Annotated in this window: 17 protein-coding genes; 14 read left to right on the top strand and 3 right to left on the bottom strand. The window is 30.0% G+C overall.

Going from position 1 to position 13,984, the window contains the following annotated elements:
• The first annotated feature begins 136 nt into the window (after positions 1–136).
• Positions 137–1,111 (top strand): LuxE/PaaK family acyltransferase, encoded by a 975-nt coding sequence (locus ACYPV9_RS00590; protein ID WP_459741251.1) that lies wholly within the window; start codon positions 137–139, stop codon positions 1,109–1,111.
• A gap of 19 nt (positions 1,112–1,130) precedes the next feature.
• Positions 1,131–1,592 carry a large conductance mechanosensitive channel protein MscL gene (gene mscL, locus ACYPV9_RS00585; protein WP_299064278.1) on the top strand — a complete coding sequence of 154 codons (462 nt, stop codon included), beginning with the start codon at positions 1,131–1,133 and terminating at the stop codon, positions 1,590–1,592.
• Here the strand turns inward: mscL and ACYPV9_RS00580 are convergent.
• The gene (locus ACYPV9_RS00580) at positions 1,585–1,926 is read right to left on the bottom strand and encodes a winged helix-turn-helix transcriptional regulator (protein WP_077810746.1); all 342 of its coding nucleotides are present in this window, start codon (positions 1,924–1,926) and stop codon (positions 1,585–1,587) included. The genes mscL and ACYPV9_RS00580 overlap by 8 nt on opposite strands.
• Before the next feature lie 242 nt (positions 1,927–2,168).
• Here ACYPV9_RS00580 and nfsB point away from each other — a divergent pair, with 242 nt between their 5' ends.
• The 7 genes from nfsB (at position 2,169) to ACYPV9_RS00545 (ending at position 8,894) form a co-directional block, all read left to right on the top strand.
• A complete protein-coding gene (nfsB, locus tag ACYPV9_RS00575) occupies positions 2,169–2,828 on the top strand; it encodes an oxygen-insensitive NAD(P)H nitroreductase (protein WP_299064275.1) in 660 nt (219 codons plus the stop codon).
• A gap of 21 nt (positions 2,829–2,849) precedes the next feature.
• A complete protein-coding gene (locus tag ACYPV9_RS00570) occupies positions 2,850–3,683 on the top strand; it encodes a DUF4437 domain-containing protein (protein ID WP_459741250.1) in 834 nt (277 codons plus the stop codon).
• Positions 3,684–3,845: 162 nt separating this feature from the next.
• Positions 3,846–4,808 (top strand): 2OG-Fe(II) oxygenase, encoded by a 963-nt coding sequence (locus ACYPV9_RS00565; protein WP_459741249.1) that lies wholly within the window; start codon positions 3,846–3,848, stop codon positions 4,806–4,808.
• Positions 4,809–4,832: 24 nt separating this feature from the next.
• Positions 4,833–5,633 (top strand): SDR family NAD(P)-dependent oxidoreductase, encoded by an 801-nt coding sequence (locus tag ACYPV9_RS00560; protein WP_459741248.1) that lies wholly within the window; start codon positions 4,833–4,835, stop codon positions 5,631–5,633.
• A 121-nt stretch (positions 5,634–5,754) separates the two neighbouring features.
• Positions 5,755–6,378, top strand: a complete 624-nt coding sequence (locus ACYPV9_RS00555) for a MarC family protein (protein ID WP_077810748.1) — start codon at positions 5,755–5,757, stop codon at positions 6,376–6,378.
• A gap of 29 nt (positions 6,379–6,407) precedes the next feature.
• Entirely contained in the window at positions 6,408–7,004 is a 597-nt protein-coding gene (gene kefF / locus ACYPV9_RS00550; protein WP_459741247.1) for a glutathione-regulated potassium-efflux system oxidoreductase KefF, read from the top strand.
• Between the two features lie 3 nt (positions 7,005–7,007).
• The gene (locus ACYPV9_RS00545; protein ID WP_459741246.1) at positions 7,008–8,894 is read left to right on the top strand and encodes a monovalent cation:proton antiporter-2 (CPA2) family protein; all 1,887 of its coding nucleotides are present in this window, start codon (positions 7,008–7,010) and stop codon (positions 8,892–8,894) included.
• Positions 8,895–8,937: 43 nt separating this feature from the next.
• Here the strand turns inward: ACYPV9_RS00545 and ACYPV9_RS00540 are convergent, their stop codons facing one another.
• A complete protein-coding gene (locus ACYPV9_RS00540) occupies positions 8,938–9,738 on the bottom strand; it encodes a DUF6503 family protein (protein ID WP_459741245.1) in 801 nt (266 codons plus the stop codon).
• Positions 9,739–9,825: 87 nt separating this feature from the next.
• Between ACYPV9_RS00540 and ACYPV9_RS00535 the strand changes: the two genes are divergently transcribed.
• The 5 genes from ACYPV9_RS00535 to ACYPV9_RS00515 all read left to right on the top strand — a co-directional run bounded on the left by ACYPV9_RS00535 (position 9,826) and on the right by ACYPV9_RS00515 (position 12,566).
• The gene (locus ACYPV9_RS00535; protein WP_299064259.1) at positions 9,826–10,386 is read left to right on the top strand and encodes a TetR/AcrR family transcriptional regulator; all 561 of its coding nucleotides are present in this window, start codon (positions 9,826–9,828) and stop codon (positions 10,384–10,386) included.
• A gap of 65 nt (positions 10,387–10,451) precedes the next feature.
• Entirely contained in the window at positions 10,452–11,003 is a 552-nt protein-coding gene (locus tag ACYPV9_RS00530) for a carboxymuconolactone decarboxylase family protein (RefSeq protein WP_459741244.1), read from the top strand.
• A gap of 79 nt (positions 11,004–11,082) precedes the next feature.
• On the top strand, positions 11,083–11,397 hold the full coding sequence (locus tag ACYPV9_RS00525; RefSeq protein ID WP_459741243.1) for an EthD family reductase: 315 nt from the start codon (positions 11,083–11,085) through the stop codon (positions 11,395–11,397).
• Positions 11,398–11,400: 3 nt separating this feature from the next.
• A complete protein-coding gene (locus ACYPV9_RS00520) occupies positions 11,401–12,048 on the top strand; it encodes a DsbA family oxidoreductase (protein WP_459741242.1) in 648 nt (215 codons plus the stop codon).
• Between the two features lie 77 nt (positions 12,049–12,125).
• A complete protein-coding gene (locus tag ACYPV9_RS00515; RefSeq protein WP_459741241.1) occupies positions 12,126–12,566 on the top strand; it encodes a YHS domain-containing (seleno)protein in 441 nt (146 codons plus the stop codon).
• A gap of 101 nt (positions 12,567–12,667) precedes the next feature.
• Here ACYPV9_RS00515 and tyrS read toward each other — a convergent pair whose 3' ends face one another.
• On the bottom strand, positions 12,668–13,960 hold the full coding sequence (tyrS, locus tag ACYPV9_RS00510; RefSeq protein WP_299064249.1) for a tyrosine--tRNA ligase: 1,293 nt from the start codon (positions 13,958–13,960) through the stop codon (positions 12,668–12,670).
• Positions 13,961–13,984: the final 24 nt, after the last annotated feature.

Genomic DNA, 13,984 nt, shown 5'->3' with positions numbered 1-13,984 from the left:
TAATATGAAGTGAAATTTTTTTTTCTATTTTTTGGATGAATGGTTCGTTTTTTACTTTAAAGATGTAATATTCTTCTTTAAAAGAGAAGTAATAATTCATAAACGTATTCTTTAAATCTTATTTTTGCAATACGTTATGACAGACAAGATTTTTAACATACATTCAACAGAAGAGTTTAACCAGGTTGCATTAGAGGTTTTTAAACATCAATTTAAAAATAATAAAGTTTATAGGTCTTTTTGCGATCTATTATACATTCATCCATCAGATATTTCTAAAGTAGAAGATATTCCTTTTTTACCAATTCAGTTTTTTAAAAGTAAAAAAGTAATTGCTAGTTTAGAGCAAGAGCAAGCTGTTTTTACAAGTTCTGGTACAACAGGGAGTACTACAAGTAAGCACTTTGTAACAGATGTGAATCTTTATAAAGAAAGTTATTTAAAAGGGTTTGATTACTTCTATGGTAATATAGAAGATTACACAGTGCTCGCATTATTACCAAATTACCTCGAAAGAACAGGTTCTTCTTTGGTTTTTATGGTTGATGATTTAATTAAAAAATCGAAACAATCAGAAAGTGGTTTTTACTTAAATAATCTACAAGAATTAGCAAAAAAACTTTTAGAATTAGATGCTAAAGGACAAAAAGTACTTCTAATTGGGGTTTCTTTTGCTTTGTTAGATTTGATTGATTTGCATCAATTCGACCTAAAAAACACCATTGTTATGGAAACCGGTGGAATGAAAGGAAGGAGAAAAGAATTGGTTAGAGAAGAATTGCATAAAATTTTAAAATCTGGTTTTGGTGTTGATGAAATTCATTCAGAATACGGCATGACAGAATTACTAAGTCAAGGTTATTCTAAAGGAAACGGCGTTTTTAACACACCACCTTGGATGCAAATTTTAACAAGAGATACAGAAGACGCATTAAGTATTAATCCGCATGGTAAAAATGGCGGAATTAATGTTATTGATTTAGCAAATTACAATTCTTGTTCTTTTATAGCTACGCAAGATCTTGGTAAAGTTTATGCAGATAACTCTTTCGAAATTATTGGTCGTTTCGATAATTCAGACATTAGAGGTTGCAACCTAATGGTTTTATAAAAATTTAAAAAAAAGAGGTATGAAATTTAAATTATTACAAGAATTTAAAGACTTTGCTGTTAAAGGAAACATGATAGATATTGCTATTGGTGTTATAATTGGTACAGCTTTTAATAAAGTAGTAAATATTTTAGTTAAAGAAGTTTTAATGCCGCCACTTTCTTATATGACAGATGGTGCTAATTGGGAAAATAGAAAGATAATTTTAAGAGAAGCAATTTTTACAAACGATAAAATTACAACAGAAGAAATTGCAATAGGTTATGGTAAATTAATAGAAGCAGGTGTAGATTTTTTAGTGATTTCTTTTACCGTTTTTGTAGTTGTAAAAATGATGAATTCATTAAAAAACAAAGCAGATGATCCTAAAAACGCTAAAGTTGTAACTCCAAAAAATATCGAATTAATGAATAAAACAAATGAGCTTTTAGAAAAGCAAAATGAGTATTTATTAAAAGTTTTAGGAGAAAGATCTAACTAATCTTTTTATAATTTTCTACAGCATAATTACCCCAATCTGCTATAGATTGTACAACAGGTATTAAACTTTTACCAAAATCTGTTAAAGAGTATTCTACTTTTAAAGGCGGTTTAGAAGTGTAAACTTTACGTTTAACTAAGCCATCTTCTTCTAAGGTTTTTAATTGTAAACTTAGTGTACGTTCCGTAACCGATGGCATTTCTTTTCTTAATTCGTTATAACGAAGAGTCTTTTCTCTTAGATGAAATAGAATAACTGTTTTCCATTTTCCGCCAATAAACCCCATAGTTAAACTTGCACAACAAGGGTATTCTTTACCATTTAATTTATACATATAAGCTTTTATTAAATTTTATGCAAAGGTAGTATACTATCATCAATTAAGCAACTATACTTTTTATAGTAAATTTAACATTTGTCTAAATGTATTGATATTGTTATGTTTAAGTGGTTTTTTGTTAAAATAATTTGTACTATCATTTTCGACCGTTATTGTGTGTTTTAGATTCTCTAATTACTTTTGCACTATACTTTTTATAGTATAATTAAAAATCAACTTAATAAAAAAATATACAAATGAATTTAACTGAAATATTAAACTGGAGATACACAACTAAAGAATTTGACGCAACAAAAAAAATATCTGAAGCAGATATGGCAGAGGTAAAAAATTTATTAAGAATGAGCCCGTCGAGCGTAAATTTACAACCTTGGCATTTTATAGTTGCAGAAACTACAGAAGGTAAAGCACGTATTGCAAAAGGAACTCAAGGTTTCTTTCATTTTAATGAGCCTAAAGTAACCAATGCATCTGCAGTAGTTTTGTTTTGTGTAAAAACAGATGCTGATGATGACTATTATCAGCATATTGCAGATACCGAAGATAAGAATGGTAGATTTCCAAATGAAGACATAAAAAACGGATTTTTAGGAGCAGTTAAAGCGTTTGCTGGGATTCATAAATACGATTTAAAAGACCAACAACACTGGATGGAAAAGCAAGTATACCTTAACATTGGTAGCTTTTTATTAGGTGTTGCTAGTTTAGGTATAGATGCAACTCCAATGGAGGGTATTGATGTAAAAGCTTTAGATGAAGAATTTGGATTAAGAGAAAAAGGATACACATCTTTAGTAGCCGTTTCTTTAGGTTATAGAGCAGAATCTGACTTTAATTCAACTGACAAAACACCGAAATCTAGATTGCCAGAAAGTGAATTATTCACTGAAATTTAGATAGTATTTAGATCAAAAATTATGAAAAAAAATATTTTGATCGCATTCGCATTAGTAATAGGTTTTTATGCAAATGCACAAACACCAACAACAGACAGTATTAAGTCTATAAACGAAGTAGTAACTGCAGATAATGTAGAGTGGGGTTGGTTAAATCCGTTACGAGGTGATAAAAGTCCTGCGGCAGGAAAACTTTGGGGAGACAGAACAAAAAACGAACCAGCAGGATTCTTAGTAAAATTCAATAAAGGATTTTCTTCGCCACCACACATTCATAATATTACTTATCGTGGTGTAGTCATTAAAGGATTATTGCATAATGATGACGAGCAAGCCGAAAAACAATGGTTATCAGCAGGTTCTTATTGGCAGCAACCAGCAGGAGAAGCACATATTACTGCAGCAGATGATAATGAGAATATGGCTTTTTTAGATATTCAAGAAGGTCCGTATTTGGTAAAGCCAACATCAGAAGCTTTTGATAATGGAGAAAGACCTGTTAATGTTGATAAAACCAATATAGTTTGGTTAAATGCTAAGGATATCGAGTGGATTTCTAATAAGAGTAAAGTGCAAACTGCCTTTTTATGGGGAAGTCACAAAGACAATCAATTACGTGCAACACTTTTAAAACTACCAGCTGGTTTTAAAGGAAAAATTAAAAATTTAAGTCAGAATTTTAGAGCTGTTGTTATTTCTGGAGGAATTTCACACCAGTTTTCTAAAAATGAAGATAAAAAGAAATTAAACACACCATCGTATTTCGGTGCAGAAGAAAATGGAACGTCAATCATTTCAGCAGAAAAAGAAACCGTTCTTTATATTAGAAGTAACGGAAAGTATAAAGTGATTTAAAAATATAATTAAACCCCAAATATCGATTAATACTAGACGAAGCCACCAATTATTATAATATTATGTGTGGCTTTTTCATTTTCATCATGTAATTTGATTATAAGAGCTAACTGCAAAAACTAGTAGTTATCGATATCCAAAAAAGAATCTAAAAAATTAGATATGAAAACAATAACAAATACCAATGCACTAGAACAAGCACGTACACTTTCACAACCATCTCGTGAAGCATCACTAAATAGAGAACCATCCGTAGCTCAATTTTGGAATAACAACAGAAAGCTATTAGAAGATGCTTGGGCAGAATGGGAGATTGAAAATAAAGACAATTTATTAATTCCTGATGAAACCCTACTTGATCCAAAATTGCGAAAAGCAATTAACGATGCATGGGAAAATCCTGAGAAAGAACAAGCCGTAGCAGATTTATGGGAAGAAATTATTCCTGGTGTTTATGTTGCACAATTTTTCGATGTAGAACGTTTAGCAGAATTTCGTAATTATCTTGAAGATGTGGTAAATTCACAAATACCTAGGCGTGCACCATATGGTATACAACTAAATCGTTACGGAATTATGCTTGATCCAAGATCTGAAGGTCATTTGGCTGCACCAAATTTTCAAGAATTTTATAACACAATTATGGATCGTTTTATGCGTCCGATTGCACGTTTGCTTTTAGGAACTTATGGTTACGATAACCAAACTTTTGGTTTTTCAATTCAATATAATCCAGATAAGGATAAAGATTTGCACGCACATACAGATGCTTCAGCAGCTACTTTAAATATCAACATCAATTTACCAAATGAAGAGTTTACGGGTTCGCAAGTAGATTTTCATGATAAAACCACAGGAAAAACTGTACAAACCATTTTTGAATCAGGAAAAGCTATTATCCACAGAGGTAACGTGCCGCACGCTACACATCCTATTATTACAGGACAACGAAGTAATTTAGTAGTTTGGCTTTACGGAGATCGTATGCAAGTGCCAAGAGGAAGTACAAGTAGTTATGGTAATGTAAATAACTTAACGTCAGAGAGTGTAACATCAGAAAATATTTCGGCTGGTGAACGTTGGAGTGTGCCAAAAGGAACTAAAGATACGTTTGCGCCATTTTAAAAAAAATTAAAAAGATAATAGAATATGAATATATTAATCACAGGAAGTACAGACGGTATAGGTAAACTAACCGCTCTTAAACTAGCCAAAGAAGGTAATACAGTTTATGTTCACGGCAGAAGTGAAGCTAAAGTAAACAACGTCGTTTTAGAAATTAAAGAAGCATCAAACAACAACAATGTAAAAGGGTTCGTTGCAGATTTTTCAGATTTAAATGCTGTAAAACAACTTGCTAAACAAATTAAAAGCGAAGTACCAAGTTTAGATATTTTAATTAATAATGCCGGAATTTTTAAAACCGATTCAGTAAAAACAAAATCGGGTTTAGATATTAGAATGGTTGTAAATTATTTGGCAGCTTATATTTTAACTATAAATATTTTACCAGTTTTAGAAAAAGGAACAGAAACTAGAATTATTAATTTAAGCTCTGCAGCACAATCAACAGTTAAAAAAGGTATTTTAACAGGAGATGTTTCTATTAATGCAAGCGATGCTTATGCGCAAAGTAAATTAGCTTTAACCATGTGGAGTTTTCATTTTGCAAAACAACATCCAAATATCACTACAATTGCTGTTAATCCGGGTTCGCTATTAAATACAAAAATGGCGAAAGAAGCTTATGGGCAACATTGGTCGCCGGCAGAAAAAGGTGTAAGTATTTTATACGATTTAGCAACTTCTGATGCGTATAAAGACGCTACAGGAAAATATTTTGATAACGATAAAGGCGAAACAATTGGGCGTTTTTCACCTGCGCATCCAGATGCTTATGATGAAGTTAAAATATCAGAATTATTAGAAATAACTAATCGCATTATATAATCGTGTTTTAAAAAATCTTATTGTACATTTATCTAAAGATAATTTTTTCTAATTCTAAAAATTATCAATAAGAGAGATAAGGGTAATCAAGATCCTTTAAAGAAAAATAAATTTAAATTAAATGGATAACTTAATTACGTTTGCAATTACAGTATTTACCGGATTTTTTGCAATTACAAATCCTATATCTAATATGACGGTTTTTTTATCGCTAACAGAAGGTGCAGATAAAAAAACAAAAAGAGATATTAATAAACGAGCAAATATTATTGCGTTTATTATTGTTACTGTTTTTATCCTTTTAGGAAAATATATTTTCGAATTATTTAATATTAGTATTCCGGCTTTTAAAATTACAGGCGGAATCTTGATATTCTTTATTGGTTTTGAAATGTTACAATCTAAAAAATCGAATGTTAAGAGTATTAAAAATGTAAATATTGATGAAAATATTGCGGTTTCTCCTTTGGCAATTCCTATTCTTGCTGGTCCTGGAACTATTGTAACCGCTATGAATTTTGTTTCTAATGCAGCGCCTTTACAGTTATTTATGGTAATTGCAATCTTTGGTTCTATGAGTTTATTAACTTACTTTACATTTAGAATTAGCGATTTAATTGTGAAAATTGTAGGTAATAATATCATTTCTGTAATTGGTAAAATAATGGGTTTAATCATTGCTATTATTGGTACCGGAATGATTATACAAGGAATTAAAATATCTTTCGATTTGATTTCTAATTAGGCTTTAAACGTTACAAAAACTTATCAAAAATGAAAAAAGTTTTAGTGCTATTTTCTCATCCAAATTACGAGAAATCTAGAGTTAATAAGGTTTTAATTAATCATATTAAAGATATAGAAAATTTAACTGTACATGATTTGTATGAAGAATATCCAGATTTTCATATTGATGTAAAATTTGAAAAAGAACTTTTAAATACGCACGATATTATAATTTGGCATCATCCTTTTTATTGGTATAGTTGCCCGCCATTAATGAAACAATGGATTGATATGGTTCTTGAGTTTAATTGGGCTTATGGGCCAGAAGGAAAAGCGTTGCACAATAAAATTTGTTTAAACGCTATTACAACTGGTGGTTCTAAAGAAGTGTATTGTTCTGAAGGATATAATAGTTTTACTGTAGCACAATTTTTAAGACCTTTTGAGCAAACTGCAAATTTATGTGGAATGAATTATTTACCGCCGTTTGCAGTTATGGGGACTCACAATTTATCGGATGAAAAATTAGAAAGATATAAATTAAATTATGGAAAACTGATAGATTTATTAAAGTCTGATCTTTTACTAAATAATGTAGAACAAACGTCATTTATAAATGATTATCCGCAACTTAAAAACGAGTAAAAAATGACAGGAAGTTTACTTTTTGAAGCCATAATGTTTTTGCTTGGAGCCATTATTTGTGTCTCTATTGCAAAGAGATTAGGACTAAGCTCTGTGATTGGTTATTTATTGGCAGGTGTTTTAATTGGCCCTTATGTTTTAGGTTTTATAGGCGAAGAAGGTGAAGGTATATTACATTTTGCAGAGTTTGGTGTTGTAATGATGCTGTTTTTAATTGGTTTAGAAATAGAACCCAAAAACTTCTGGAAAATGCGAAAAACCATTTTAGGAATGGGCGGAATACAAGTTGCTGCTACAATGTTACTTTCTTACTTGTTATTTAACTTTCTTGGTTTCGATTGGAAAGTCTCTTTAGTAATTTCTATGGCAGTAGCACTTTCTTCTACAGCAATTGCTATGCAAACAATTAAAGAAAAAGGTTTAATGGACACCAATTTTGGTACTTCTGCATTTTCTATATTGTTATTTCAAGATATTATTGTAATTTTTATGTTGGGTTTTATACCCTTACTTTCTACATCAGTATCAACAAATGCTACAAATACACATTCAGAATCTTCTAGTTTACTAGAAAGTTTACCAATGGGTTTTCAAACTTTGGCAATTATTTTATCTGTTGTACTTATTATTGTTGTTGGTAAATATCTAATAGTGCCAATGTTAAGAAAAGTTGCTAAAACTGGCGTAAGAGAGTTGTTAATTGCGGCGGCGTTATTAATTGTTTTCGGAATTTCATTTTTAATGGAATTTGTTGGTATAAGTCCGGCCTTAGGTGCTTTTTTGGGCGGTGTTGTTCTTTCTAATAGTGAATATAAGCACGAGTTAGAAAGTACTTTAGAACCCTTTAAAAACTTACTTTTAGGGCTGTTTTTTATGGCTGTAGGTGCATCAATTAATTTTATTGTTATTGCTAAAAGCCCCTTTACCATTGGCGGAATTTTAATTGCAATTATTTTAATTAAAGCATTTGTTTTATATGTTACAGGTACTATTTTTAAATTAAAATTAGATCAGAAACTATTATTAACGTTTAGTTTGGCACAAGTTGGGGAATTTGCATTCGTTTTATTATCTTTTGCTTTCGGTCTTAATATTTTAGAGCAAGAGCAAATGGACATGCTACTTGTTATAACAGCACTAAGTATGGCAATAACACCAATAATTAGTATTGTTAATGAACGTTTCATTTTACCAAAAGTGGGTACAAAAGAATCTGTAAAAAGACCTATGGATCATATTGCGAAATCTCAAAAAATAATTTTAGTTGGTTTTGGTCATTTTGGAAGTACTATTGGACGTTTCTTGCGATCACATGGTGTAGAAGCAACAATTTTAGATCATGATTCTAATCGAGTAGATTTTCTAAGAAAAATGGGTTTCGAAGTATATTATGGTGATGCTACAAGAGAAGATTTATTAGAATCTGCAGGTATTGCAGAAGCTAAAATTGTTATTTGTGCTACTAATAAAATTGCTGTATCTAAGGCAATTAGTAAAATAATAAAAGAGAAATATCCGCAAGTAGAATTAATGATTCGTACTAAAAACAGATACGATGCTTATGAACTTTTAAACAACGGAGAACAAAATATTTACAGAGAATCTTTAGAAACATCTTTAGTTTTAGCAAAAGATGTTTTAAGTAAAATGGGATTTAGAAAGTATACCCTAAATAGGCAAGTTCAAAATTTTATTAAATATGATGAAGATAGTCTTAGACGATTGGCAACAGAGACTAAACGAGAAGATGCTTATATTTTTAAAGCTAAAAAGGAATTAGAACAGCAAGAAAAGTTTCTAAATGAAGATTTTAAAAGAGGAATAGTAGAATTTGATAACCATTGGGATAGTGAGCATATTCGAGAAATTTTAAACAAATCAAAAAAATAATAAAACCGCATAAATAAAAAATATAATTATGCGGTTTCTATTTTTAATTTAAATAATTACCGTTTTCTGTCTTTTTAAACATCTCTAAATCAAAAGCTTTTTCAGATAGTTTTACATCTTTAAAAACATTAATTCCTTTTGGTTTAATGGGTTTATCGTTTTTAAAAGTATAACCAACAATAGATTTTGGTAATATTAAACCATTTACATTTTGCCAATCTTTATATCTTCTAAAATGTAATTCTTTCTTATCGATTCCTTCAACAAAATTAACAGTATAACCAAGCCATTCCATATTAAAAGTTGTTGCGTTATAGTATAAAACATATCTGTCTTCTGGTGTTTCACCAACACCACTGTTGTAAGTAATTTCAATTCCTTGGTAAGTTTGACCTTCAAAAACTAAAGGTTCTGCATCTTTATAATTAATGCCGTCATCAGCTAAAATAAAAGGCATTGCATAAAAATAAAACATCAAATTATAGCCATAAATAGGGTTATATCCTTTGTATTTTTCTTTTGATTTATTTTCTAACCAAACTTTAGATCCGTCAAAACCAATTGTACTGTTTTTATTAGTTAATAAAGCTTCTCTGCTTTTTAAATTGGTTGCTATTATTTCATCTCCGTTTTTAGTTTCCATTGTAAAAATAAGAGACTTCATTTTCTGCCAGTTTTCTATACCGCCGTGAGCATCAAAAATATCTAGTAAATTCTTCGGATATTTTAAAGTTGTTTTTTTTTCAATTGTAATTGGTTCTGTCTTAGGCTCTGTTGCTTTTTTTTCTTCTTTACAAGAAATAAAAAGTAGTGCGATAAGACATAAGTAGATAATGTTTTTCATAATAAAAAGGTATTAAAGGTGTTGCAAAAGTATGAAAGATTTTTTTATATCAAAGCATTTGCTTAGTTTTGTGGTCTATTATCTAAAATGGCAAGAAAAAAACAATATAACGAGCAGGCAGTTATAGAAAAGGCAATGGCTTTATTCTGGCGAAATGGTTATGAAAATACCTCTGTTAGAATGTTAGAAAAAGAAATGGGAATTAATCAATTTTCTATTTATGCCAGTTTTGGTAATAAGCAAGGTGTTTTTTTAGAGAGTATAAAATGTTATAGAAAACAAATTAGAAAAATTACAGACATTTTAGAAAATGGTAAAAACGGAATTAAAGATATTAAAGATTATTTTTTCAATTTCTTAGAATTCTCTAAAGAAAATGCTTGCTATAAAGGTTGTTTGGTAACGAATACTGTTAGCGAATTAAAAAGTGAAGAAAACCCTTTAATAATGAAAGAGTTATTGTTTTTTTCTAATGAAATAAAACAATTGTTTGTAAGGAGTTTACAACAAGACGACTATGAAGAGGTGTTGATAAACAAGAAAGCAAATTTTCTTATGAATAATCTTTTAGGTTTATCAATTGCATCAAAAGTATACAGTACAAAAGAATTAGAAGATATTATAGAAATGACCTTTATAAACAACTAGTTTTTTTTTGAACATAAACTAAGCGTTTGCTTAGAAATATAAATAGTAAATAAAAAGTAAAAATTATGACAACATTAAAAATTCACAATATCAAATCTGCACCTGCAGAAGCAAAACCATTATTAGAAAACTCTCAAAAAGCATACGGAATGATACCTGGTTTACACGGAGTTTTAGCAGGTTCTCCTCAAATATTACAAGCTTACCAAACGTTACATGAGTTATTTACACAATCATCTTTTAACGAAGAAGAATTAACAGTAGTTTGGCAAGCAATTAATGTAGAGCACGCATGTCATTATTGTGTACCAGCGCACACAGGTATTGCAAACATGATGAAAGTTGATGAAAATATTACAGAAGCATTACGTAACGAAACTCCTTTAGAAAGTTCTAAATTAGAAGCTTTACGTACAATGACTTTATCAATTGTAAAAAACAGAGGTAACGTTACACAAGCAGATTTAGAAGCATTTTATGCTGCTGGTTACGAAGAAAAACATGTTTTAGATATCATTTTAGGTTTATCGCAAAAGACAATAAGTAATTATACAAACCATATTGCAAATACACCTGTAGATGCTGCTTTCGAAAAATTTGCTTGGTCGAAAAAGTAAACTCTAATTTCTTAACGTAAATTTTAACTGTAAACCTTCTGTATCTTTGCGGAAGGTTTATTACTTCAAAATAGAAAAAATGATTAAAGTATCAGTAATGTATCCTAACGGAAATGATGTAAATTTTGATGTAACATATTATAAAAATTCGCATTTACCGATGGTAATTAAAGCTCTAGGAAATGCTTTAAAAGGAATAGAATTAGATTTGGGATTAGCAGGAAGAAATCCTGAAGAAACTGCGCCTTATGTAGCAATTGCGCATTTAAAATTCGAAAGCTTAACTAGCTTTAAAGAATCTTTTGGTGCGCACGCAAAAATGTTTGCAGAAGACGTAAAGAACTATAGTAATGTGCAAGGAGAACTTCAAATAAGTGAATTAATAACATTTTAAAAAATGACAAATAAATTAAAAATAGATATAGTATCAGACGTAGTTTGCCCTTGGTGCACAATTGGTTATAAAAGATTAGAAAAAGCAATTGAAGAATTAGGTGTTAAAGATCAAATAGAAATAGAATGGCAACCATTTGAGTTAAATCCGAATATGCCAAAAGAAGGACAGAATGTTGTAGAACATATTTCAGAAAAATATGGTTCTACAATAGAGCAACAAAACGAATCTAAACGCAACATGACAGAAATAGGCGCAGATTTAGGGTTTAAGTTTGATTATTTTGATGATATGAGAATGGTAAATACTTTTGATGCCCATGTCTTGTTAGAATATGCCAAAGATTTTGATAAACAAACCGAGTTAAAAATGACTTTAACGAAAGCATTTTTTAGCGATAGAAAAGATGTTTCAGAAAAAGAAATTTTAAAAGAAGCGCTTTTCGAGGTTGGTTTAAATGCAGATGAAGCATTGGCAAAGCTAGATAATGAACAAGCTAGAATAGAAGTTAGAAATAAACAAAATTATTGGAAAAACTTAGGTGTAAATTCTGTGCCAACAATTGTTTTTGATAGAAAAAGTGCAGTTACAGGTGCGCAACCTATTGCAACTTTTAAACAAGTTTTAACCGAACTGATTAAAGAAAAATAATTCTGACATAGCTTATTTAACAAATCTTTAATGTAATTAAAAACACTCTTTATCGACTTAGTATTAAAACCAATTCGATGAGAAACTTAATAACAATTTTAGTACTTACATTTTCTGCAACTATTTTTGCACAAGATTATAATTTAAAAAAAGGTTACGTTGCAGAAGGTTATGATGTTGTAGCATATTTTAGTAATAAAGCAGAAAAAGGAGATAAAAAATATACAGCAAATTACGACGGAGTAAAGTTTAAGTTTTCATCTCAAAAAAATTTAGAAACGTTTAAAAATGCACCAGAAAATTACATACCTCAATACGGTGGTTACTGTGCTTATGCTATTGGTGTTAAAGCTGAAAAAGTTTCTATAGACCCAGAAACTTTTGAAATTAGAGATAAAAAACTATACTTATTTTATAATTCTTGGGGAACAAATACGTTAAAGTTATGGCAGAAAGAAGGTGCAGATGAACTTAAAATAAAAGCAGATAAAAACTGGAAAAAAATAAGTAAAAAATAATGTAATAGTAGAAAGCAATCTTGGGGGAGATTGTGAATGTTGTTGATAAAAAAAAGAGCTGAATTTACAATTCAGCTCTTTTTTATTATAGGAAAGTAAAATTACTCTACTTTTAGCAAATAGTACGTTTTTTTACCTCTTTGTAATAAAACATATTTATTTGCAATTAAGTCTTCTTTAGAAATTGTAAAGTCTTCTTTCACCTTTTCTTTATTAACAGAAACTGCATTCTCTTTTAAAGCTCTTCTTGCGTCTCCGTTAGATTTTAAAAAGTTTGTTTTTGCAGATAAAGCGGCAATCATATCTAACCCTTCTGCAACATCTTTTGCAGAAACAGTTGCTTGTGGTACACCATCAAAAACATCTAAAAACGTTTGTTCGTCTAAAGATTTTAAATCTGAAGCTGTAGATTTTCCGAATAAGATATTAGAAGCAGCAATTGCTTTTTCGTAATTTTCTTTTCCGTGAACTAAAGTGGTAACTTCTTCTCCTAAACGTTTTTGTAAAACACGTGCATGAGGTGCTTCTTTGTGTTCTTCAATTAAAGAATTGATAGTTTCTTCATCTAAAAAAGTAAAAATTTTAATATATTTTTCTGCATCTTCATCAGAAGTATTTAACCAATATTGGTAAAATTTATAAGCAGAGGTTCTTTTTTCATCTAACCAAACATTTCCACCTTCAGATTTTCCGAATTTAGAACCATCAGATTTTGTAATTAACGGGCATGTAATTGCATACCCTTTTCCGTTACCAATTCTTCTAATTAATTCTGTACCTGTAGTAATATTTCCCCATTGATCAGAACCACCCATTTGAATAGTAGTTGCGTTTTCTTTAAATAAATGTAAGAAATCATAACCTTGTACCATTTGGTAGGTAAACTCTGTAAAAGACATTCCGTCTTTAGACTCAGAACTAATTCTGTTTTTAACAGAATCTTTAGCCATCATGTAGTTAACAGTAATGTGTTTACCAATATCTCTAATAAAATCTAAGAAAGAAATATCTTTCATCCAATCGTAGTTATTCACTAAGATTGCGGCATTTTTTGCATCAGATTCAAAATCTAAAAAATGACCTAATTGTCCTTTTACACATTCTTGATTATGACGCAATGTTTTTTCATCTAACAAATTACGTTCTGCAGATTTTCCTGAAGGATCTCCAATCATACCAGTTGCACCACCAACCAAAGCAATAGGTCTGTGTCCACATCTTTGATAATGAGCAAGTAACATAATTGGTACTAAATTACCAATATGTAAAGAATCTGCAGTTGGATCAAAACCAACATAGGCACTTCTCATTTCTTCTAATAAATGTTCTTCAGTTCCTGGCATGCTGTCGTGCAACATTCCTCTCCATTTTAATTCTTCAATAAAATTCTTCATTGTATTCTGTTTATCAGTTGGCAA

The organism is Polaribacter sp. OB-PA-B3 (genome assembly GCF_054589375.1).
This window is presented reverse-complemented; position numbering and strand designations above follow the sequence as displayed.